Below are 23,421 nucleotides of genomic sequence, written 5' to 3'. Positions count from 1 at the left end.
CCCAGTACCCAGGACCCAGGACCCAGGACCCAGGACCCAGGACCCAGGACCCAGGACCCAGGACCCAGGACCCAGGACCCAGGACCCAAAAACAACCACCAAGGAAGCCCCATGCTCCAAGGATGTAAAAAACAACTTATAGCAATCACACTATCCCTGTTTGCTTACTCTGCCATCGCGTCTGACTCTTCAACACAGTCAGAGCTGTCAGTATTGCTTCCCGAACAAGGCATTCGTTTGGATTACGACCAACCAGCGCGTCTAGAAACCGTGCTGAAAGATGTTCAATTACAAGCAGCAAACCAGGGCGTAAATTTTGAGCCCTTACAAGCGCAATTGTTTGATCTTGAAAAGCAAGCCAAGGTAGAGGCACTCAAGCAAAATGTATTGTCGCAGCTCGCGATATTTCAAAACGAAGACCCAGAACAACGAGCGAATCTCGTTGCTGCGCAAATTAACGCTGTTGAGTTTCACTACCGTGAATTTACCTCGCTAGATTACGATGTTGTGCAGTCGCAGCTGAAACAAAACCCGTTACTCAATGGGCAATATCAATTGAATATTGGGGTAAGAAACGACAACGTGAATTTTGTTGGGGCAATCAAGCATGTGGCATCTCGTCCTCATCGAGCGCAATGGTTTCTTGCCGACTACTTCCGAGTGCTAGGGGATGTTCGTCTTAATTCAGCCAGTGATAGTGAAGCCATAGTGATTCAGCCTGATGGTGAAGTACAAATTGCAGCCTACGGGCATTGGAATTTCACACCTCATTTTCTTGCGCCTGGCGCATTAGTCTTTATTCCTTTTGATTCAGTACCATCTGAATTGTCTACGCTCAATGACGACCTCACTCAGCTATACCGCCATAAGGTAACCCACAACAATGAATAAGATCACGGCTTCCTTACCGGCACTCGCAGTTCTTTCGTTATCAATCAGTGCGGTATTAAGCAGCTCAGTATCGGCAGACCCGTTTGAACCCGCCACACTTACACCTTCTCAGTCTGACTTTGGTGGCGTGGGTTTGATGCAAATGCCAACTGGGCGAATGGCACGCGAAGGCGAATTCAGTATTAATGGTAATTGGAACAACGATTATCATAAATATAATGTGAGCTTGCAGCTAATGCCTTGGCTTGAAACCACCATTCGTTACACCATCGTTCAAGGGATCCCGTACAGTAATGATCCAAGCTTTAGCGGGGACACCGATTGGGCTGATAAAGGTATCGACTTCAAGGTTCGACTTTGGCAAGAAACGGACTATTTACCTGAAACATCGGTCGGTTTTCGTGACTTTGGTGGCACGGGGTTGTTTGACGGCGAGTTTGTTGCTGCGACGAAACGATATGAAAATTTCGATTTTACGCTCGGAATGGGATGGGGTTATCTAGGCACAAGAGACAATGTACCCAATCCATTTTGTCAGGTGAGTGATGGTTTTTGTACAAGAGCAAGCGATACAAAAGGTAATGGTGGAATGGCTAGTTACGATCGCTGGTTCCGAGGGCCAGCAGCCTTGTTCGGTGGTGTCGAGTATCAAACCCCATGGCAGCCATTACGTTTTAAATTAGAGTACGACAGTAACGATTACTCACAAGATGCGCCTCATGTTCGAGGCCACTCTGATATGACACCGGCAACGCCTTGGAACGTGGGGGCATTGTATCGAATAGGAGATTGGGGGGATGCGCGTGTCAGCTATGAGCGAGGCAATACTCTCGCGCTTGGGGTAACGCTACGTACTAACTTCAATGATATGAAAGCCGTGTGGCTGGATGAGCCAGAAGTTCAGCCAAGACCCAGCGACGTATCGCAACGCTTAGAAGATGTCGATTGGCAGCAGTTAGCCAATCAGTTAGAAAGTAATGCTGGGTATAAAGAGCCGACAATCACCGTCGATGGCGATAAAGCCATTATTACCGCCCGCCAAACCAAGTACCGAGACAGAGCAGAAGCCCAAGAACGTGCGGCTGCGATTTTGTCTAATAATCTGCCAAGTAATATCAAGACCTATGAGATTGTAGAAACATCAGAAAATGTGCCAACGACAGCCACACGCATTGATGCCCCGATTTATCAAGAGATTGCCCTGACGCAAAGCATTGATAAATCCTTCAATGAAGCCACAACAGGCCGTGAAGAGGTCAATCTAAGTGACAGTAAACAAGTGAACACGGTTTACGATGGCTTTAAGTCCTTTGACTATTATGTGTCACCCACGCTAGCGCAATCCTTTGGTTCAGCAGAAAACTTCTACTTGTACGAAATCGGCATTAACGTTGGTGCAGAATACTGGCTGACCCGAAACGTCAACTTCTCTGGTGGTGTGCATATTAATGTGGTGGATAACTACGACAGCTTTAACTACGAAGTACCACCTGATGGCACTGACGTACCAAGGGTAAGAACGCTATTTCGCTCGTACGTAACCGATAACCCTGTCCGTATGAATAACCTACAATTAACGTGGTTGGACGAAATTGGCAATGGCTTCTATAGCCAAGCCTACGGCGGCTACCTAGAGAGCATGTTTGCCGGTGCGGGTGGTGAGGTGTTATACCGACCGCTTAACCAAAACTGGGCCATAGGCGCCGACGTCAACCTAGTATCTCAGCGTGATCCGGATAGCTGGTTTGGTGTCTTTACCGAAGAGCAGCAATACAGTGAAAAAGATGGCCGTTATTATAAGGTATTAACCCAAGGCACCACGGGTTTCCTTACGGGCTATTACATGCCGCAATGGTCATTTATTGATAACACGCTACTTAAGGTGGGCGTCGGTAAATTCTTAGCAGGAGACCTAGGTACACGAGTCGATTTCTCCAAGCAATTTGACAGCGGCGTGATCGCGGGTGCTTATGCGAGTTTCACCAACATGAGCACAGAAGACTTCGGCGAAGGCAGCTTTACCAAGGGCTTCTACGTTTCCATTCCGTTCGACATCATGACGGTGAAGCCGAGCAGCAATCGCGCCAATATTTCATGGCAGCCGATTACGCGTGATGGCGGGCAGATGTTAAGTCGGAAGTATCAGTTATTTGATTTGACGGATGCGAGATCGCCTTGGTTGCAGAGGCCGAGTGAGGTTGAGTAGAGGGGGGAAAGCGGTCCTGGGGGGAAGAGCGGTCCTAGGTCCTGGGGAGGGTACTTTGATTTCTGTGGGAAATAAGCAGTATGTGTTTGTGGTGTAGTGATGATTTTGTTGGGATAGGGTGTTGGGTAAGAGTGGTCCTGGGCCCTAGGGTGTGGTTGTTTTGATTGATTTGGAAATTGTCAGTTATGTGTGAGCTGTTGTTGACAGGGGGCATGGCTTTTTGAAAATCTTGAAGAACCACAGAACCACAGAACCACAGAACCACAGAACCACAGAACCACAGAACCACAGAACCACAGAACCACAGAACCACAGAACCACAGAACCACAGAACCACAGAACCACAGAACCACAGGCCACAAAAACCTAAATATCAGTGTGATCTTAGTTCTGTTTTATGTCAAAATACCGCTTCTATTTTGGAGCGATTTATAAATAATAGAAGCGGTAAGGATAGACAACACATAAGAATGCAAAAGCATCGATGTAGAACAGTGACGTTCATATTAGATAGTAAGTGTTAATGAGCAACATGGCTTAAAATAAATAAAAATATTGCCTTAACACTACCTCCCTATGTCAGTAAAAAGTTCAACTATCCGTTTTATGCATAGCATGTAACTGGATGTTTCTACGTGTTCACATACAATCCCCTAAAAAAGCACCATGCGGTTATGTGCAAAACACCGCAGGGCGGTAGCGTTTTTAAAGAAGGGACTAGAGAAAAGCGGTTCCTGGTTCCTAGAAAAAGCTTATCGACAATATAAATAAGTTGCCTGTTTTTGGTTGACAACTAATAACCCCAAAAACAAAATCTTGCAGGACCCAGATTCATAACAAAATAAGATAAGCAACCAGTAACTTATTCATTGTAATAGATAGTTGAGTGTGGATAATACAGCTCAAGAAATTGAACCTAGATCGCATGACTTTTCGTGTAGTGCCGATTTCAGGCCTTAGATGTCGAAACACATGACACAACATCGTCATACTGGTTCATTACGCTAGTAGGGCACGCACTTCCTTGGAGGAAGTGAACAATGAGAACGGATGCATAATAGGGTTATATGCTTAACACCTTCGGGCGGTAGCGTCTTTCAACGCATGACGATCTGCTGCTCAAATTCGTAAGCAAATATCACGTAACCCTTGATAATAAAAGCCATCCCCAGAACAATAGACCCCAAAGGACAATATTTCCAGGAATACGGAGCTTTTCCTCTATTCCAGGAACTAGGAACCCAATCCCAGGAACTTAATACACCTCATGAATAACGTTAAAAAATTCACCATTACGGCACTATTCCCACTATTACTTGCCGGTTGTACCTTACCTGGTGGACACATCTCGACCAGTGGTAAAAACGTCATTCAAGCGGAAGGTGAAACCACCGACTTATCTGAGCGTGTTAACGTGTATCCGTTAACGCCGGAACGAGTGGCTTCTTTTAAAATTCCTGAGCCTGTCTCAACACCAAACCCAGCCTTAGATCTTGAAGTGGCAAAGTATCAATACCGTGTTGGGCCTGGTGATATACTGAATATCACCATTTGGGACCACCCAGAATTAACGATCCCTGCCGGTTCCTATCGTAGCTCTGCCGAAGCCGGTAACTGGGTAAGCGCAGACGGCACTATTTTCTACCCTTACATTGGTTTTGTTGACGTAGCCGGAAAAACAGTCCGTGAAATACGAAAAGACATAACAGCTCGACTAGTTCAATATATTGAAAGCCCACAAGTTGATGTGAACGTAGCGGCATTTCGCTCTAAAAAAGTATACGTAACGGGCGAGGTTGATAGCCCAGGACAGAAACCTGTGACTAATATTCCCATGACCCTCCTTGATGCTATTAACTTAGCGGGTGGTCTGGAGACTGATGCTGATTGGCGTAATGTTAGCCTGACTAGAAATGGTGTAGAAGAGCGTGTTTCCTTATACGCATTGATGCAAAAAGGTGATTTAACCCAAAATCGTTTAATGCAACCTGGTGATATCATCCACGTGCCCCGCAACGATGCACAGAAAATATTCGTGATGGGTGAAGTCGGCGAACCACAAACACTTAAGATGGAACGTAACGGCATGAGTCTAACAGAAGCATTAAGTAGTGTTGGTGGCATAAATGAAGTCGCAGCAGAAGCAACAGGAATTTTTGTTATTCGCCCCACTCGCGCTGATGAGCAAGAAAAAATAGCCAACATCTACCAACTCAACATGCAAGATGCTACAGCATTGTTCCTAGGTACTGAATTTGAACTCCAGCCATACGACGTAGTTTACGTCACCGCGACACCACTGGCACGCTGGAACCGTTTAATGACCCAATTGCTCCCAACGCTAACAGGCATGAAGAATATTGCTGATACGGGTAACTCCTACCGCGCGTGGGGGAATTAGGGGAAGTAATAGCGGACCTATGGTGCTATGGCCCTATGGTGTTGGTATGTCGAGAGATGTAAGCACTTGACATACCTTGTTTTAGTTTTTTGCTAGAACCACAGAACCACAGAACCACAGAACCACAGAACCACAGAACCACAGAACCACAGAACCACAGAACCGTTTTTAACCAGGACCGCTTTTAACCATGTTCAACAAAATCTTAGTCGTCTGTGTAGGCAACATCTGCCGCTCCCCTATCGGTGAGCGCATGCTAGCGCAACTACTACCCAACAAAACCGTCGCGTCAGCAGGCATCGCCTCCGCGAAAAGCGGCCTAATCGGCAAACCCGCCGACAAAACCGCCATCCAAGTAGCCGCCGAGCACGGCGTAGATGTAGAAAACCACGCATCACAACAGCTCACGAGTGAATTGTGCAAAGATTACGACCTAATCCTAGTCATGGAAAAAGGTCACCTAGAAGCCCTAACCAGCATCGCCCCAGAAGCACGCGGCAAAACTATGCTCTTCGGCCAATGGATAGGACAAAAAGATATCCCCGATCCCTACCGCCAAAGCCGCGAAGCGTTCGATCATGCGTATGAGTTGATTGAGCAAAGTGCGAAGGAATGGGTAAAAAAGCTGTAGGAGCGGAGAAGAGCGGACCTATGGACCTTTGGGATGTGAACAAATACTTGCCCTGTTTTACTTTGGTTGGGCTTTGAGCAGAGAATGCGATGAGACTACTAGGGTTTGAGCGGTTAGAAGTATGGAAGAAAAGTTCTCGACTGACGGTTGATATCGTACGGCAACTTGAACATTGTAAAAACTACGGTTTTAAAGACCAACTTTCTCGTAGTGCACTTTCTATTCCTTCGAATATATCTGAAGGTGAAGAGCGAGAAACACCAGCTGAATCTGCAAGATTTTTGTATTATGCAAAAGGTTCGTGTGGAGAGCTCATTACTCAAGTGTATATAGGAATTGAACTTGGGTATTTCAGTAAAGAGCAAGGGCTCACATTTATAAACGAGGCGAAGCATATCTCAGTGATGTTAGCCAAGCTCATCAAACTCAGAAAGGGTATCGTAAAATGAGTGTCATTTAGGCTTGTATTTGACGTCAAGCACGAAAAAATGGACCACAGGACCACAGGACCACAGGACCACAGGACCACAGGACCACAGGACCATTTACCCTTTAACTGCTTTAACTCGGAACTTATCCCCCAATGCAAAACCAAAAAACACCGCAAATGCCTTCTTCCTTCTCCGACGAAATCGATCTCGGCAAACTATTCGGCATCCTACTCGACGCCAAATGGCTAATCATCGTAACAACCTTCGTTTTCGCCTGTTTCGGTATTGCTTACGCACTGCTCGCCACACCGATCTACAAAGCCGATGCTTTAATTCAAGTTGAGCAAAAGAGTGGTGGTGTGTCTTCGCTTTTAGGTGAAGGCCTAGAGAATATGTTTGCGCAAGAGTCTTCCGCAACGACTGAGATTGAATTAATCAAATCTCGTATGGTGCTGGGTCAAACCGTAGACAAATTGAATCTGACCACGGTTGCTGTACCTAAGTACCTGCCAGTGATTGGTAAGGGACTGGCTAGAATAACTGGCGGACAAGCACTAATCGATGTGGGTCGTTTAGACGTGGCTGAGCGTTGGCATTACCTTGACGACAAAACATTAATACTTGTGCAAACGGATGAAAAGAATAAAGGGTTTGATTTATTAGATGCGCAAGGTGAAACGCTACTGAGCGGAAAGGCAGGGACGTTAGCGGAAGGTAATGGTTATCGATTGTTTGTCACCTTTCTAAAGGGTGAACAAGGCCAAGAGTATGTGTTAGGCAAAAAAGCCAGAATTGATGCGATTGGTGGCTTGCAGGCTACGCTTTCTGTTTCTGAGCGTGGTAAACAAACAGGTATCTTACAGCTTTCGATGGAAGGGGAATATAAACCTTTAATCGAGCGTATTGTTAACGACATTAGCCAAAATTACTTTTTACAAAATGTAGAACGCCAATCAGCAGAAGCAGAGAAAAGCTTAGAGTTTTTGCAGGGTCACTTACCGGATATTAAAACTAGCTTAACGGCGGCAGAAGATACGCTAAACCAATATCGTCAAGACAATGACTCTATCGATTTGGGCTTGGAAGCTCAGTCGACACTAACAGTAATGGTAGAGCTTGAAGCGCAACTCAATGAACTAACCTTTAAAGAAAGTGAAGTAAGCCAACGTTTCACAAAAGACCACCCTGCTTACCGATCTTTGCTTGAAAAGCGTGAAACGTTATTGGGTGAGAGAAAACGTCTAAACAAACAAATTCAAAAGCTGCCTAAAACACAGCGTGAAGTACTGCGCATGACACGTGATGTAGAAGTGAACCAGCAAATCTATGTGCAGCTGTTAAACAAGGTACAAGAGCTAAGTATCATGAAAGCCGGTACGGTGGGTAATGTGCGTATTATCGATTCCGCACAATCGCAAACCCATGCCGTGAAACCGAAAAAACCGCTGATTGTCGTATTAGCGACATTGCTAGGTGGCATGCTGAGTGTAGCACTGGTGCTAGTGCGTGCAGCCTTCCATAGAGGCGTAGAATCACCAGATGAGATTGAAGCCATCGGCTTGCCTGTTTATGCCAGCGTGCCTAAATCCGATATGCAACTTCAATTGAATCAACTATTAAAACGAAAAAATGCTAAGAGCGCACTGCTGGCGGAAAGCAACCCTGCAGACTTATCCATTGAAGCTCTACGCGGCCTTCGAACCAGCTTACATTTCGCGATGATGGAAGCAAAAAACAATATCTTGATGATTTCTGGGCCTGCGCCTGGTATTGGTAAGTCCTTTGTTTCGACTAATTTCGCTGCTGTTGCCGCTAAAACAGGGCAGAAAGTATTACTGGTTGATGCTGATATGCGTAAAGGCTACCTTCAAAAACCATTTAACCTGAAATGGGATGATGGGTTATCTGAGCTATTAAGCGGTAAGCTATCCATTGAGCAAGTAATCAAGAAAACAGGCATTGATAATCTCGATATTATTTCACGTGGCCAAGTTCCACCAAACCCTTCAGAACTGCTTATGCATCCTCGCTTCAAAGACTTTATCGAGTGGAGTTCAGAAAATTACGATTTGGTGATTATTGATACTCCGCCAGTCCTTGCTGTGACTGACCCAAGTATTGTGGGAGCGTTAGCAGGTACGACGTTAATGGTTGCCCGTTTTGGACAAAATACCCTTAAAGAAATTGAAGTTGCACAAGGGCGTTTTGAGCAATCCGGTATTGAAGTAAAAGGCGTGATTTTTAACGCGATTGAGAAGAAGGCGTCTAGTGGTTACGGGTATGGGTATTATAACTATGCGTATACGAGTGATAAAAAGTAGGGTCTATTGGGGGCGGTTTTAAGAAAGTAAGCAAAATCTAGGTTTTATAAGAGATTGTCCGCAATAGACTGTCTCAAAATGAATAAAAAGTGTCTCAGTGTAATTGTAATGCTGAGACTAAAAGCTATGAAAATTGCCTCTTTTCATTTCACCTGTCGGTTGGAAATTTCATAAAATGACTAAGAAAAAAATTCTTACGGTTTTTGGCACACGTCCAGAAGCCATCAAAATGGCACCTCTTGTTCATGCTCTAGCAGCCGATGAGCGCTTTGAAGCAAAGTGTTGCGTTACAGCTCAGCACCGTGAAATGCTTGACCAAGTATTAGAACTGTTTGAAATCACGCCAGACTACGATTTGAACTTAATGAAAGCCGGTCAAACACTCAATGAAGTGACGGCGCGTATTTTGTTAGAGCTTAAACCAGTACTAGAAGAATTCAAACCTGATGTGGTTTTAGTGCATGGCGATACGGCAACAACCTTTGCTGCAAGCTTAGCCGCTTATTACGAACAAATTGCAGTTGGTCACGTGGAAGCTGGTCTTCGCACAGGTTATATTTACTCGCCTTGGCCAGAAGAAGGGAATCGTCGTCTAACTGGCGCATTAACAAAGTACCACTTTGCACCAACGCCAACATCACAAGAAAACCTGCTCAAAGAGAACTTTAATCCAGAAGATATTTCAGTAACGGGTAACACGGTGATTGATGCCTTGTTGATGGTCAAAGACAAGATTGATTCTGATAAAGATTTGAACGCTACGCTTTCTGCTCAGTTCCCAATTTTGGATGAAAGCAAAAAGCTGATTCTTGTGACGGGTCATCGTCGTGAAAGTTTTGGTGGTGGTTTTGAGCGTATTTGTGAGTCACTTGCTATCACAGCTAAAGCATATCCAGATACGCAAATTCTGTATCCGATGCATCTTAATCCAAACGTTCGTGAACCTGTGAATCGTATTCTTGCTGACATTAATAACATTCATCTTATCGAACCACAACAGTATCTCCCTTTTATCTATTTAATGAGCCGCGCACACATCATTTTGACCGACTCGGGCGGTATTCAAGAAGAAGCACCTTCTTTAGGTAAACCTGTATTGGTAATGCGTGATACGACCGAGCGACCAGAAGCGGTTGAAGCAGGCACGGTAAAGTTAGTCGGCACTGATGTCGAGATGATTGTTGAGAATTTAAATCAGCTACTAACGGATGAAAGCGCTTATCAAGCGATGAGCTTTGCACACAACCCATACGGTGACGGTAAAGCTTGTCAAAGAATCTTGAACGAATTAGCAAAATAAAACTTTAGGGAATGATAATGTCTTTTGAAACCATTTCAGTTGTCGGCTTAGGTTACATCGGGCTACCGACAGCAGCGATGTTTGCATCACGTAAGAAAAAAGTAATTGGTGTCGATGTTAACCAAAATGCAGTAGATACCATTAACCGTGGTGAGATTCATATTGTCGAACCAGATCTGGATATGATTGTGCATGCAGCAGTCACGGAAGGTTATTTAAAAGCCGTGACTACTCCGGAGCCTGCAGATGCATTTTTGATTGCAGTACCTACGCCTTTTAAAGAATGCGCGGAAGGTGAAATTCCAGAACCAGATTTAAGGTTTATTGAAACTGCGAGTAAAGCTATTGCCCCCGTTTTAAAGAAAGGGGATTTAGTGATCTTAGAATCAACCTCTCCTGTCGGTGCAACTGAAAAAATGGCTGAGTGGCTAGCTGAAGCAAGAAGTGATTTAACTTTCCCTCAAGTGGCAGGTGAAAATGCAGATGTCAATATTGCACACTGCCCAGAGCGAGTTTTACCGGGCCATGTTGTACGTGAATTGGTAGAGAATGATCGTGTTATTGGTGGTATGTCAACTCGCTGTTCAGAGCGTTCTGTAGAATTGTACAAAACCTTTGTTTTAGGTGATTGTGTAATCACCAATGCTCGCACCGCTGAAATGGCAAAGTTAACAGAAAACTCATGTCGTGATGTTCAAATAGCATTTGCAAATGAGCTTTCAGTTATTTGTGACAAACTGGACATTAATGTTTGGGAGCTCATTTCTTTAGCTAATCGTCACCCTCGTATTAATATCTTACAGCCTGGTCCAGGTGTAGGTGGGCACTGTATTGCGGTTGATCCTTGGTTTATTGTGTCGAAAACACCAGAAGAAGCACAACTAATCCATACTGCACGTAAAGTGAATGATGCAAAACCAGAGTGGGTTATTAATAAAGTGAAATTGGCTATTGCAGAATTTCTGCTAGCTAACCCAGACAAAAAAGCCCGTGAAGTGACTGTTGCTTGTTATGGCTTAGCTTTCAAACCTGATATTGATGACTTGCGTGAAAGCCCTGCAATGGCAATTACAAAAAATATAGTACAAGAACATGTTGGTCGTGTTATTGCCGTTGAGCCTAATATATCTCAGATAACTGGTAGTATTAACAATGTTGAGCTTACTTGTATGGATTATGCATTGAAAGAAGCTCAAATACATGTGTTATTAGTTGATCATAAAGAGTTTAAGTATTCTCTTAGGCCATCAAATTTTATTATAGACACTAAAGGGATTTGGGATGTCAAAAATTCTAAATTCTAAATTCTAAATTCTAAATTCTAAATTCTAAATAAGTGATATTTATATGTATATATTAGATTGTACATTGCGTGACGGTGGCTACTACAACAATTGGGATTTTGCCCCAGAAGTCATCGAACAATATCTTAGCAGCGTAGCAAGTGCAAATATCGATTACGTTGAGTTAGGCTTACGTAACTTTCCTAAAGCTGGTTTTCTAGGCGCATTCGCTTACACGACTGAAGATTTCATCAATACTTTAACTCTACCTAATGGTCCAACATACGGTGTGATGGTTGATGCCAAAACTATCCTTGAGTCAGGTATGCCAATCGAAGAAACAATTGATGCGCTATTCGTGCCAGCGGCTGACAGTAAAGTTGACTTAGTCCGTGTTGCCGCACATTTCAATGAAGTAGAATTTTCAGCACCTATCGTTGCTCACCTAAAAAAACTAGGTTATCTCGTAGGCTTCAATCTCATGCAAGCTGGCGGTAAGCCCAACGACGTGATTGCTGATAAAGCATGTCAGGCAGTCAACTGGGAAGGCTTAGATGTCCTTTACTTTGCTGATTCATTGGGCAATATGGATAGCCAAGAAGTGCAGCGTATCGTAACAGCGCTTCGTACTCATTGGACAGGCCCTATGGGTATCCACACTCACAACAATATGGGAAAAGGCTTAGATAATACACTTTCAGCAATGGAAGCCGGTGTTTCTTGGCTAGATACGACAGTGACAGGTATGGGTCGCGGCGCAGGCAACACTCAAACTGAAAGCCTTCTTGCTTATCTCGATAAAGGTGATTCAAAATACCAACCAAAGCCAATCTATGAATTGGTTATCCGCCACTTTGAAGCAATGCAAAGAGAATATGGTTGGGGCAGCAACTTGCTGTATTTTTTAGGCGCTCAAAATGATGTACATCCAACTTATATTCAGAATCTGTTATCTAGTACGCACTACGGAACTGACGAAATCATTGGCGCAATTGACTACCTTAGTAAGCTAGAGGGCACCACATCATACAACGGTGTGGTACTTGATACAGCACTGAGCTTTTCCGACAGCAAGGTTGAGGTGACCGGAAGCCAAGATACACAAGGGCTCTTTAATGGCAAAAATGTCCTCATCATTGCTAACGCTTCAAATACAGAGAAATACGCATCAGCGATTGAGATGTACATAAAAAATACTCAGCCTGTTGTTATCTCAATCAATACAACAGCGCATATTGCACCTGAGTTAGTGGATTACTACGCGATTTCTCACAACTCAAAATTCTTGTCAGAGTCAAAGCTTTACAAAGGGTTAGATAAACCAATCATCCTTCCAAAATGTCGCTTTACGACTTCTGAGTTGTCAGAGCTTGAAGATGTAAATTTAATTGATTATGGACTCGAAGTTGTAAAAGAGACGTTTGCAACTCAAGGCACTTACACGACAACACCATACGACATCACAACGGCCTACGTTCTTGGTGCTTTATTGGAATCAAACGTGAATACGATTTCAGTGGTTGGTTTTGATGGTTATGCTCAAGATGACGTTCGTCAACAAGAGATGGTAGACATATTGAACCTTTACCATGCTCACGAGAGGAGCTTAGAAATCACCTCTTTGACTCCAACTAGCTACCCGATAGCTAAAGGCTCTGTTTATGCCCCAGTTAAGTGAATACGAGTTATACATTTTTGATTGTGATGGAGTCATTTTAGACTCCAACCAATTGAAAATAGAAGCTATGAGAAATGCGCTGGAGGCGCATTTTTCGGCTCGAGACCTCATCGTGGAGTGTGTCGACTATTTCCGCCATAACTTTGGTAAGTCTCGCTTTCATCATGTTGCTCACTTTCTGGATAACATCCTCACTATTGAAGGAGAAAAAAGAAGTGAACTTGAGCAGCTGATTTTGACGGACTTCTCCAAACAGTGCCGTACCTTATACTTAACTGCTCAGCTGACGCCCGGTTTTATGTCGTTTCTTGAGCAGTGCAAGGGCAAACGATATGTCGCGAGTGGCTCTGAACAAAGTGAGTTAAGAGATGTTTTTGTCCAGAGAGATCTCGATGCTCGCTTTGATGGTGTATTTGGCTCACCAACACAAAAAACCGAGCTTATCCGCAATATTCTTGAGCAAGAAAACAACACAAATGCAGTCATGTTTGGTGATGCTGAATCCGATATGTTGTCAGCTCAACAGAACCAAATCGACTTTGTGTTTTACGCGCCTTATTCCAATGTAAAAGAGAAGATGATTGAGCAATGCCACTTGCATCAACACTTGATTATCGATGATTTTTCAACTGTGAGATTTTAATCATGAGTAATGAAAAAACCTTTGCTGTCGTCATTCCAGCACGTTACGAATCAAGTCGGTTTCCGGGAAAGCCATTAGTTGATATCTGTGGTAAGCCAATGATACAGCACGTCTGGGAGCGTTGCTGCTTAGCTGCGGGTCAAGAAAAAGTATACGTGGCAACCGATGACATTCGTATCCAAAGTGCCGTTGAAGCATTTGGTGGTCAAGTCGTGATGACAAGCTCGGAATGCTTAACGGGCACCGATAGACTGGCAGAAGCCAACTTAAAGCTTAACTGTGATTTCATCGTGAATGTTCAAGGAGACGAGCCACTTATCAATCCAGATGACATCAATACAGTGATTAAGGCTTTTTTAAAAAGCGGTAATGTGACTAACGCCATGTGCGCTATCAGTTCAGAGCAAGAGTTCCGCTCTTTTACCGTACCTAAGGTTACATTCAGCCAATCAGGTAAGCTACTGTACATGAGTAGAGCTGGCATTCCTCAGACTAAAACGGGTGAATATCAGTTTGGTTACAAGCAGGTGTGTATTTACGCCTTCTCAAAAGAACAATTAGCATTTTTCTATAGCAACAAAGTGAAAACGCGCCATGAGCAAGTTGAAGACATTGAAATTTTACGCTTTTTAGAATCGGATTACGTGGTGGATATGGTTGAGGTTGAAGCTGGCTCATTAGCCGTTGATATAGCAGATGATGTTATGGCAGTAGAGCTCGCCATGACCCAAAAAACTGAGTAATGATGTATGAGTGTTTTACCAAGTAAGCTTACATCAATCATTAATAGCAGAGGAATTGTAAAGCTACTTTTTTCTAACTCAGCTATAGCTATTATAGGCCTGTTCACAGGTGTGATAATTGCGAGAAATATGGATGTATCTTCAAGAGGCTATTTGGCTGAAATCGTACTTTGGGTATCTTTATTTACCTCTATAGGAAGTGGTACTATAAAGGAGTTAATATTTTCAGAGGAAAGTAGATCCAAATCATCCTATGTGAGCTTAGCAGAGATTTTTGCTTTTTCCTTATTAGTATTTGTCGTATCTTCTTTCATTATTAACCTATATTTCGATTTTTATTGGTATTTTTTATTACTATTTCCTATAAGTATCATTTCAACTGTATTAATATCTAGAGCTACTATATTAGGGAGTTTTTCTAAAGTATCAATCTACAAGGTCATTGTCCCTTTTACTCATTTAATGGTGCTTGGCATAATTATGTCTATCACGTCATTAAGTGTTAACAACGTTTTAATTTCTCTCATTTTCTCAAACTCTGTATTGCTTTTGATAATGCTAAGAATTGAAAATATAAAATCATCCAATAGTAATATTAGATGGAGATTAATCTTCGTTGTATCAAGCTCTGTATTAGTAACTGCAATAAATCAACAGTTTGATAAAATATTAATATCCACATTCTATACTTCAGACATAATGGCTTATTACACAATTGCACTCACTATTGTTTTAACACCTCTAACTATTATCCAGCAGTCATTATCTACCATGTCGATCTCAATAATGAAACAGGCTGAAATTAAATTGAATTATTTTTATAAAGTAAATATAATTTGTGTTCTATCAATTATTTCTGTTGGCTTTGTGATTTACATCACATCACCTTATGTAATACCTGTTGTTTTTGGTGTTCATTACTCTAAATCTGTTGAATACGTGCCGTGTGCATTACTTTTTAGTTTTTTAATAACATATCGAGCTGTTTTTTTTACTCTTCTTCGGAGTATGTCATTGAATAAAATGATACTAAAAATACAGATGTCTTCAGCTATATTTGGTGTTTTACTATTGTTGTTTATTCGGTTGAATGATATTCATTCAGACATCGCAATATATTTATTTGGCTTTGGGATGTTATTTTTTTTCATACTGGTTTTCATTGTGAGTAGAATATCTCTTATGAAATTGGAAGAACGATAAATGAATGTGTTTATATGTACAAAGCCTCTGCAATATCTAAACTGTCTGAATATTATTAAACACAAGAACGATAAGAAAAACGTACTTGTCTTCGTGCCTAATTTTAGAGGGGGAGATGATTTTATTGATCGAGTTTGTAAGTATGACGATTCTTGGCATCTTATACATAAAGTAAAAAATCGAGATGAAATATGGAATCATATAGGTTTAGACTCTGATTTTGATATTTATGTAGATAGTGATCTTTACACTTCCTGTGACTTTATAAAGAAAAACCAGCGCGGAAATAGATTGTTTGTATACGAAGAGGGAATTGGCACGTATTCAGGCGTGATAAAAGTTACTAAAGCAACCAAATGGTACAAAATATATAATATTTTAGGATTGTTAGGTGTGTTTAATATGGTTATGGGAGAGGGAAAAAAAACCGATGGAATTTTTTTACATAATAAAGAACGATATCTTACTATAAATAGAAATTCTAAAGCTAATATTATCCCATTCCCAATGAGTTTTACAGAGTGTTATTTTTATAATGAGAGTGTAATTGATAGGATATTTGATTTGGAAAATGAAAAATTTCCGATAAATACCGATGTATGCTTATTTTTAACCTCAAATGATTTGAATTATGATTTTGCTAAGGATTTTCTTAAAATAAAAAATGGTAGTGACTTTTCTAATTATATATTTAAGCCCCACCCTCAAATTTTTAATTTAAGTAACTCCATGTTAAAGTACATGATGTATAATGATGTGATATCTGAGATTCTAATATTAAAGTTATTGTCGAAAAATAACAGAATCACCGTTTATCATTATTCTTGCTCTAGTGAATTATATGTATCTCATGAAAACTTGAGTTTTTTTAGCTTAGAACAATAAGGTGAATAATTATATTTATGAAAAAAAAAGAATATATTGCCTTAGATTTAGTTCGAGGCATAGCTGCACTACTTGTTTTAATAGGGCACCTTCGGAGTTTACTTTTTATTAATTGGGATGGGAGCCTTTCAGTCTTTCCCTTATTGTTTTACTCGATAACAAGCTTGGGCCACCAAGGGGTCTTGGTTTTTTTTGTTTTAAGTGGTTTTTTAATAAGTCGCAGTGTTATTTATAAGATGAATGATGATGGTTGGTACTGGAGTATATACCTAAAAGACAGATTAACTAGACTTTTGGTGGTTATTGTCCCTGCGGTATTTTTAGGGGTTGCTTTTGATATTATCGGAATTTATCTTTTCCCTGAAAGTAAAGTATACTTAGGGGAAATTGGAAGTAGTGTTATTACATATGTTGTCTTGGATAGTATAAATTTTGTAAATGTTATTTCTAATTTATTTTTCATTCCTACTAATATAATCCCTGTTGCAGGAAGTAATGGTTCTTTATGGAGTATATCTTACGAGTTTTGGAGTTATATATTATTTCCATTGATCTTAATAACAATTAAATCTAATTTATTAGTTTATAAAACTCTATGCATTTTTTTTATTTTTTCTATAATGTATATCCTTGGAGAGAAAGGTAATTATTATTTTTCTATTTGGATGATTGGCGCTGTGGTTGGTTTTATCAGCGTAAATTTCTCAAATAGATATGTAAAAATAAAAAACTTGTCATTAATTATGTTTTTTCTTTTTATTTCATCGGTAGGTTTTAGTACTTTAGATATTTTAGAAAATAATGTTGAAGATTTTTTTATAGCGATATCATTTGGGTTGTTTATTCTATTTCATAATGATGAGTATGCCTGTAGGAGTCCAAAAGTAAGAGTAATGGCACATAGATTATCAGCTGTATCCTTTTCTATGTATGCTATACATTTACCTGTATTGCTATTGCTTATATCATTTTTTAAGATTGATGAAAGGTTGGATCTAAATATATTTAGTTTTTGTTTGTTCTTAATTACGGTAATGATTACACTTTGTTTTTGTTTTTGTTTTTGTTTTTGGTTTTGCTTCGAGAGGAATACTTCTAGAGTTAGGGCGATTCTAAATAGAAAACGTGGGGGTAATTATTTTGAGGGAACGTAACATAGATTCTTTAAAGGGCTTGTCAATAATAGGCGTCGTCATTCTTCATTTTTCATTTAATCATTCGCTAGGCGATGTAACAGCTGCAATGATAGAAGATATTAAGTACGCTTTTTATTGGTCTGTTTTATCCTTTTTTTTCTGTTCTGGTTACTTATACTCGAATAAAAATAAGAGCATAGAATTCCTAATTGACTTTTCTAAGAAAAAATTTTTTAGTTTACTTATACCCTATTTGATATTCTGCACATTTTATGGCGTGTCTTTTTTTGTTTTAGGGAAATTAGGCAGTGTAGATTTTTGGACGTACTATATATACCCTGTAGCACCTCAGTTATACTTTCTTGTTTTTTTGTTTGGTATCAGTGTTTCATACTGCATTTTTGATGTTTTTCTTGGGAAATATTCGTTATACCTATTTTGTTTTTTTTCACTGTGTTTATTTGTTAATGCTGGTTATGAATCAGTTCCTTATGGTCGAAATTTCAATCTTATTTATCTATACTCATTTATATACTCAATAGGAGCGCTCATTAAGCGTATTGAGGCTGAAAAACGAAATTACGATTTTATATTTTTTTTGTTGTTATTAACTTTAATTATCTTATCTGGATATTACTATGCAACGTCAATAATTTTATTGTTACTTTTGTATTTGATGATAAAAATTATTAATTCGTTAGGGTTTTGTATCCCAGCATTACCATATGTTGGTAAGTTTTCTTCTTCAATATATATTTGGCATGCTCCTTTAGTTATGCCATTATTATTTTTCGTTTTTACCGATAAATATGATTTCAGTTTGATTATGTTTGTGCCATATGTTTTTTTTGTAATTATGTCATGTATATTCATTGGAAAGTTTGTTCATAAATTTGAAATTTTCAAGATCCTTAGGTTTTAATAATATGAAAGTGTATGATACTTGGCATGTGTGTCAAAAAGATAGGCGTGAAAATTACTCAATTCCAACTATGATGAACCAATTGTCTATATTAAGTTCATTATCTACTAATCTTTGGTTTAGTGATTCTACACTTATTGAACGAAGCATTAAAAATATACCAAAATTTTCAAAATATTACAGAGAAGAATTGTCTGACGTTAATGTGCTATCTAGGAATTGTAATTCGATTATTATGAAGTACATAGTTAAACACCAGGGAAAAAATAGGTTTGATCGTTGGATTTCGGAAGGGCGTGATTTTTCTTCATGGTCAGTGTCCAATCTACAGCACAACGTTAATGATAAGTCAGCTACTTTCGGTTACACCTGCGAAAGCCTAGAGTTAATGAAGTTTAACAAAGAAGTTGGCGCATACTCTGTATTGGGACAAGTAGATCCTGGATTAGAGTGGTATGACGTTCTTCACAGTGAACTCGAAGTTAGAGGTGCGTTAAAAGATCATAAGCATTTAGTTCCTAATGATTCTTTTATTGAACGGATTCGAGAAGAGTGGACTCTTGCTGATAAAATAATAGTAAACTCATTATATAGTAAAGAGTCGCTTATAAAACATGGGGTTAATGATAAAAAAATTAATATTGTACCTCTAACTTTTTCTGGCTCTTCGACAAGCATCCCAAAGACCCTAAGTAAATCTAAGGTTATTAAAGCGTTGTTTGTGGGTAACATTAGTTTTGCAAAAGGTTTTTATTACTTTGGTGAAGCTTCAAAAATGTTAGATTGCTCTGCTTTCGAATTTTATGCGGCAGGCAGCTTGGATATAAATATTGATTTTTATAAGAAGCAAAACTGGAACGTAAATTTATTAGGGCATTTGAGTCATGAGGAACTAAACAAACTATATGAGCGGTGTGATGTGCTAGTATTCCCAACCCTCTCAGAAGGATTTGGAATGGTTCAATTAGAAGCTATGAGCAAAGGCTTGCCTGTTATTGCAACAAAGTGCTGTGGGGAGGTTGTTCAAAATGGTACCAATGGTTATCAAATTCAAAGTAGGAATGAGGATGCAATTGTTGAAGCTCTTTTAAAGTTTCGGGATTCTTCTGCTACTTTACAAGACCTTTCTTACAACGCCATAGAGCGAGTAGAAGATTATTCGTTAGAGAAAGTTACCAATAAATTGAAGGGAGTATTGAACTTGTGAGAAGTGTAGCAATTATTACTAACATCTGCACGCCATATCGTGAATTGTTATTTTCTAAAATATCAAAACAATATGATGAATTAACGGTTTATTATACTCAGGGGATGACCGATGATCGTGATTGGACGGTTAAAGGTGACTTCAGTTATGTAGAGTTGAGAGAACGATTTTCTTTTAAAGGAAGCGTTTTAAATAAGGGGATAATTGATATTTTTAGAAGGCATGATTCTTTTATTATTGGTGGATACAAGGATTTTACTTGTCTCATTTTGATTTTTTTATGTATCATCTTCAATAAGAAGTATTCTATTTTTTTTGATGGTATCTCCCCATCTAGAGTTAAAGGTGGAGGGAATGTAATCACTCGATTTTTAAAGTTACTTATATTTACTAATGCATATAAAATTTTAGCTAATGGATTGGTTTCTAGAGAGTATATAGAAAGTATTAATAAGGATTTGGATGGAAAGATTATAAACCAATATCTGTCGACTAGATCTTTTGTTGAAATTTCTCTAGGTAGAAGAAACCGTGCTCGTGCAGATTTTCTGTGTAATAAATTGCTTAAAGAGGACTCGATTATCCTAGTTTATTCTGGGAGGTTAATAGAGAGGAAGAATGTTGAACTGTTAATATCAGTAATTGATGATTTACCCAAAAATTACTATTTATTTATTGCTGGTGAAGGAGAGATGAGACAGAAATTACGCTCTATAGCATCTAAGAATGTGTTTTTCTTGGGACATTTACAGACGAAAGAGTTAGAGGATTTATACTGTGCTTCCGATGCGTTGATATTACCGTCACGAGATGAACCATGGGGGTTGGTCGTTAACGAGGCTATAGCCTTTGGAACTCCAGTTATTGTTTCTGATGATTGTGGCTCAGCTTCGACATTAGTTAATCATGGAATTAATGGCTTCATTTATTCTGTGAGTGAACCCGAAAAAATAAAAAAACACATCGAGATGCTAGGAGAGTTAGATACTTTGAAAAGTCATCAAGAATGTAATCGACTATCAAAGTTGTATAGCATAGAAAACTCTGCAATAAGCTTTTTAGATGTGATTTTTCAACACAAAATCAATTCAAAGGGGTAGTTTTTGTTAGCCTTTGCTTTATTATTCGATGCATTGCTCGTAACTGTTGTGTTTTTTTATTTTGTAAAAAAATCAAATGTTTTCAATCCGATATTTATATACTTATTTTTCCATGTTTATGCATTTTCTATTCGCGGTTGGTCTGTTTTATTTGGTTCGCCAAAAATGTATGAAACCAGAGGTTATTTTGAATCTATAACTGATAATGAAATATTGCGAGGTGTCATACTCGCTGATATTTCTTTACTAGTATTCTCTATTTCTTTCTTTCTAGCTTGTAATAAGGTTAAGTATTTTGAACGAACTATATCTTTAAAACCGATCAAACGCCCTAACTTTAGATTTTCAAATGGTTCTATCCTTCTAGTTTGCATCTTTTTTCTTCCTGTTGGAATTTTGTCATTTGTAATGACTAAGACCACAAATTTAAATTTTAATAGTGGATTTATTAGTATACCATCGCTTTGGATTCCATCAATCTTACTAATGCTGGTTTATTTTAAAGGGATTAGATGGTATTTTTACGTACCTCTGTTTATATATGTAACAATTGTTGCAGTTCAGGGGTATCATCGAATACAATTAATTATTCCTTTGTTTTTATGTTATTTATTCTATTGTAATTATCACAAAATTTTATTTCCTAAGTTTCATCACCTAATCCTATCTTTAGTTTTTATAATGGTTTTTCCTTTTTTGAAAGATGTAGGTAAGGCTTATCAAGAAGGGGACATGGAAAAAGTAAAGCATTCTTTTTATATTGCTGTTGGTTTAGAGGAAGATTATAGAAATAGGGAAAGTTACCTTTTGGATCAATATTCAGGAGCCCTAACACTTTATGATAGGTCTGATGGTTTATATTTTGGTAAAACATACTTGTCAATAATTTCCTTGCCAATACCAAGATTTATATACCCAAGCAAACCAGGATTAGGTGACCACATTATTGAAGTTTCGACTCCTCAAAGACCATACGATTTGGAAGGGCGAGTTATAACTTATATAGGTGAGGCTTACGCTAACTTTAGTTATCTAGGTGTGATATTAATCCCTGCTTTTTTAGGTTGGTTAATTTCTCGATGGTATAATTCTATTGAATTTTATACTAAGAATAATGCAGAGTTATTTGTTTATATTGTTTTTATGACAACTTGGATACAGGTTTTTAGAGATGGACTGGTCTCATTTGTCATGTTTGGCATTTTTTACAATTTGCCAATAATTGTCGCATATTGTGTTTCTAGGTCTAAGTTTCGTTAATTTTGAGGTTATCTTTGATTATACATGTTGTTTACGATTGTGTTCCAGGCGTTTTTCGTGGTGGTGTGCAAAAGGTTGTCGTTGATTTGGCTTTGGCTCAGTATAAAAATGGTGCTAATGTTGAAATTTGGGCGCTAAAAGAAAACAAGAACTGTCCAGATATAGATTATAAAGGATTGAAAATTAAATATTTTGATTCATATACAGTTTTTGGTGTTAAATTGTCATTTGAATTAATAAATAGTTTGATGTTGATTAAAAAAGATATTGATATTATTCATTGCCATAGCACCTTTCACCCTATTAACTTTCAGGTTGCTTATTTTTCGGTTAATAATAATGTTAAGCTAGCATGTCATACGCATGGGGCTCTAGATGTTAAACTTTTCTCAGGGCTTAAATTTCAGCATCTTAAAAAACGCGTATATATAAAATTTTTTGAGTCGTACTTATTAAGAAATTCATCATGTGTCTTTGCATTAACGCATGATGAAAAAAAACAGTTGCGTTATTTTGGGTTGAATGAAAATGTTCTAGTTCTTCCAAACGGAATAGGATTTCCAAAGTATTACAATCCAGATGATAAGAAAGCCGGATTGAAGCTTAAGCAAGAGCTTTCTATTAGTTATGATTCAAAGGTTTTATTGTTTGTTGGTCGTATAGTTAGGAAGAAAGGGATAACTTATATTGTTGATGCATTAAAAATTGCTTTGACTAGCAACTCTAACGTTATTCTTATAATTGCTGGAGATCCTAACCAGGATGAATATTACACTAATGAATTAAAAAGAATAATTATTTCCAATAACATCTCCGACAATGTGATCTGGTATGGTTTTGTAAGTGACGAATTTAAACCTGCTCTTTTCAGTGCATCGGATGTTTTTATCCATGCTTCTTATTCTGAGGGGATGGCTATGTCTGTTTTGGAGGCAATGAGTTATTCTATCCCTTGTATAGTTACTCCGGGTTGTTACATGCAAGAAGCCCGTGACTTTGGAGCTTTGATTGAAGTGCAGCAGAGACCAATCGCTTTGGCCGAGGCGATTGTTAAAATGCTAGAAGACCCAAGGGCGTTAGAATTATTTGGTAAAGCATCGTCGGATTATGTTAGGACCAATCACTCATGGTGTGAATTGGCTGATATATCGGTAAAGGCGTATAAAATTTAGGTGAGTAG

19 protein-coding genes are annotated in these 23,421 nt (G+C 39.1%); all 19 read left to right on the top strand.

From position 1 onward, the window contains the following. Positions 1-111 precede the first annotated feature (111 nt). On the top strand, positions 112-891 hold the full coding sequence (locus tag ACE1OE_RS16795) for a capsule biosynthesis GfcC D2 domain-containing protein (protein WP_449211725.1): 780 nt from the start codon (positions 112-114) through the stop codon (positions 889-891). Then, positions 884-3,097, top strand: a complete 2,214-nt coding sequence (locus ACE1OE_RS16790) for a YjbH domain-containing protein (RefSeq protein ID WP_449211724.1) — start codon at positions 884-886, stop codon at positions 3,095-3,097. Before ACE1OE_RS16795 ends, ACE1OE_RS16790 begins: the two co-directional genes overlap by 8 nt. Before the next feature lie 1,267 nt (positions 3,098-4,364). Beyond that, a complete protein-coding gene (locus tag ACE1OE_RS16785; protein WP_449211723.1) occupies positions 4,365-5,498 on the top strand; it encodes a polysaccharide export protein in 1,134 nt (377 codons plus the stop codon). Between the two features lie 190 nt (positions 5,499-5,688). Continuing rightward, positions 5,689-6,129, top strand: a complete 441-nt coding sequence (locus tag ACE1OE_RS16780) for an arsenate reductase/protein-tyrosine-phosphatase family protein (RefSeq protein ID WP_449211722.1) — start codon at positions 5,689-5,691, stop codon at positions 6,127-6,129. Positions 6,130-6,218: 89 nt separating this feature from the next. After that, the gene (locus tag ACE1OE_RS16775; RefSeq protein WP_449211721.1) at positions 6,219-6,578 is read left to right on the top strand and encodes a four helix bundle protein; all 360 of its coding nucleotides are present in this window, start codon (positions 6,219-6,221) and stop codon (positions 6,576-6,578) included. Between the two features lie 134 nt (positions 6,579-6,712). Then, entirely contained in the window at positions 6,713-8,881 is a 2,169-nt protein-coding gene (locus ACE1OE_RS16770; RefSeq protein ID WP_449211720.1) for a polysaccharide biosynthesis tyrosine autokinase, read from the top strand. Between the two features lie 175 nt (positions 8,882-9,056). Further along, entirely contained in the window at positions 9,057-10,181 is a 1,125-nt protein-coding gene (gene wecB, locus ACE1OE_RS16765) for a non-hydrolyzing UDP-N-acetylglucosamine 2-epimerase (RefSeq protein ID WP_449211719.1), read from the top strand. 17 nt (positions 10,182-10,198) lie between these two features. Further along, entirely contained in the window at positions 10,199-11,485 is a 1,287-nt protein-coding gene (gene wecC, locus ACE1OE_RS16760) for a UDP-N-acetyl-D-mannosamine dehydrogenase (protein WP_449211718.1), read from the top strand. Positions 11,486-11,528: 43 nt separating this feature from the next. Next, positions 11,529-13,142: an aldolase catalytic domain-containing protein gene (locus tag ACE1OE_RS16755; protein ID WP_449211717.1), complete on the top strand. Its 1,614-nt coding sequence runs from the start codon at positions 11,529-11,531 to the stop codon at positions 13,140-13,142. Then, positions 13,126-13,785 carry an HAD family hydrolase gene (locus ACE1OE_RS16750; protein WP_449211716.1) on the top strand — a complete coding sequence of 220 codons (660 nt, stop codon included), beginning with the start codon at positions 13,126-13,128 and terminating at the stop codon, positions 13,783-13,785. Before ACE1OE_RS16755 ends, ACE1OE_RS16750 begins: the two co-directional genes overlap by 17 nt. A gap of 2 nt (positions 13,786-13,787) precedes the next feature. Further along, positions 13,788-14,528: a 3-deoxy-manno-octulosonate cytidylyltransferase gene (locus tag ACE1OE_RS16745; protein WP_449211715.1), complete on the top strand. Its 741-nt coding sequence runs from the start codon at positions 13,788-13,790 to the stop codon at positions 14,526-14,528. A gap of 6 nt (positions 14,529-14,534) precedes the next feature. Further along, positions 14,535-15,731, top strand: coding sequence for a lipopolysaccharide biosynthesis protein (locus ACE1OE_RS16740; RefSeq protein WP_449211714.1), 1,197 nt, complete (start codon positions 14,535-14,537; stop codon positions 15,729-15,731). A 93-nt stretch (positions 15,732-15,824) separates the two neighbouring features. After that, the gene (locus tag ACE1OE_RS16735) at positions 15,825-16,616 is read left to right on the top strand and encodes a hypothetical protein (RefSeq protein WP_449211713.1); all 792 of its coding nucleotides are present in this window, start codon (positions 15,825-15,827) and stop codon (positions 16,614-16,616) included. Between the two features lie 17 nt (positions 16,617-16,633). Continuing rightward, the gene (locus ACE1OE_RS16730; RefSeq protein WP_449211712.1) at positions 16,634-17,770 is read left to right on the top strand and encodes an acyltransferase family protein; all 1,137 of its coding nucleotides are present in this window, start codon (positions 16,634-16,636) and stop codon (positions 17,768-17,770) included. Next, complete coding sequence (locus ACE1OE_RS16725; RefSeq protein WP_449211711.1) at positions 17,742-18,674, top strand: acyltransferase family protein; 933 nt, start codon at positions 17,742-17,744, stop codon at positions 18,672-18,674. Before ACE1OE_RS16730 ends, ACE1OE_RS16725 begins: the two co-directional genes overlap by 29 nt. A gap of 4 nt (positions 18,675-18,678) precedes the next feature. Then, positions 18,679-19,881, top strand: a complete 1,203-nt coding sequence (locus ACE1OE_RS16720; protein WP_449211710.1) for a glycosyltransferase family 4 protein — start codon at positions 18,679-18,681, stop codon at positions 19,879-19,881. Next, complete coding sequence (locus tag ACE1OE_RS16715; protein WP_449211709.1) at positions 19,878-20,981, top strand: glycosyltransferase family 4 protein; 1,104 nt, start codon at positions 19,878-19,880, stop codon at positions 20,979-20,981. Before ACE1OE_RS16720 ends, ACE1OE_RS16715 begins: the two co-directional genes overlap by 4 nt. Positions 20,982-20,984: 3 nt before the next feature. Further along, a complete protein-coding gene (locus tag ACE1OE_RS16710; protein WP_449211708.1) occupies positions 20,985-22,241 on the top strand; it encodes an O-antigen polymerase in 1,257 nt (418 codons plus the stop codon). Between the two features lie 14 nt (positions 22,242-22,255). Then, positions 22,256-23,413, top strand: coding sequence for a glycosyltransferase (locus ACE1OE_RS16705; RefSeq protein ID WP_449211707.1), 1,158 nt, complete (start codon positions 22,256-22,258; stop codon positions 23,411-23,413). Positions 23,414-23,421 lie beyond the last annotated feature (8 nt).

The organism is Vibrio sp. E150_011 (genome assembly GCF_053544015.1).
The sequence above is the reverse complement of the archived record's forward strand: the minus strand, read 5'-3'. Positions and strand labels throughout refer to the sequence as shown.

Excerpts from the sequence above, each read along its gene's own strand:
- ACE1OE_RS16795 (WP_449211725.1), top strand. The coding sequence starts at position 112 with ATGCTCCAAGGATGTAAAAAACAACTTATAGCAATCACACTATCCCTG.
- ACE1OE_RS16790 (WP_449211724.1), top strand. The coding sequence starts at position 884 with ATGAATAAGATCACGGCTTCCTTACCGGCACTCGCAGTTCTTTCGTTA.
- ACE1OE_RS16785 (WP_449211723.1), top strand. The coding sequence starts at position 4,365 with ATGAATAACGTTAAAAAATTCACCATTACGGCACTATTCCCACTATTA.
- ACE1OE_RS16780 (WP_449211722.1), top strand. The coding sequence starts at position 5,689 with ATGTTCAACAAAATCTTAGTCGTCTGTGTAGGCAACATCTGCCGCTCC.
- ACE1OE_RS16775 (WP_449211721.1), top strand. The coding sequence starts at position 6,219 with ATGAGACTACTAGGGTTTGAGCGGTTAGAAGTATGGAAGAAAAGTTCT.
- ACE1OE_RS16770 (WP_449211720.1), top strand. The coding sequence starts at position 6,713 with ATGCAAAACCAAAAAACACCGCAAATGCCTTCTTCCTTCTCCGACGAA.
- wecB (WP_449211719.1), top strand. The coding sequence starts at position 9,057 with ATGACTAAGAAAAAAATTCTTACGGTTTTTGGCACACGTCCAGAAGCC.
- wecC (WP_449211718.1), top strand. The coding sequence starts at position 10,199 with ATGTCTTTTGAAACCATTTCAGTTGTCGGCTTAGGTTACATCGGGCTA.
- ACE1OE_RS16755 (WP_449211717.1), top strand. The coding sequence starts at position 11,529 with ATGTATATATTAGATTGTACATTGCGTGACGGTGGCTACTACAACAAT.
- ACE1OE_RS16750 (WP_449211716.1), top strand. The coding sequence starts at position 13,126 with ATGCCCCAGTTAAGTGAATACGAGTTATACATTTTTGATTGTGATGGA.
- ACE1OE_RS16745 (WP_449211715.1), top strand. The coding sequence starts at position 13,788 with ATGAGTAATGAAAAAACCTTTGCTGTCGTCATTCCAGCACGTTACGAA.
- ACE1OE_RS16740 (WP_449211714.1), top strand. The coding sequence starts at position 14,535 with ATGAGTGTTTTACCAAGTAAGCTTACATCAATCATTAATAGCAGAGGA.
- ACE1OE_RS16730 (WP_449211712.1), top strand. The coding sequence starts at position 16,634 with ATGAAAAAAAAAGAATATATTGCCTTAGATTTAGTTCGAGGCATAGCT.
- ACE1OE_RS16720 (WP_449211710.1), top strand. The coding sequence starts at position 18,679 with ATGAAAGTGTATGATACTTGGCATGTGTGTCAAAAAGATAGGCGTGAA.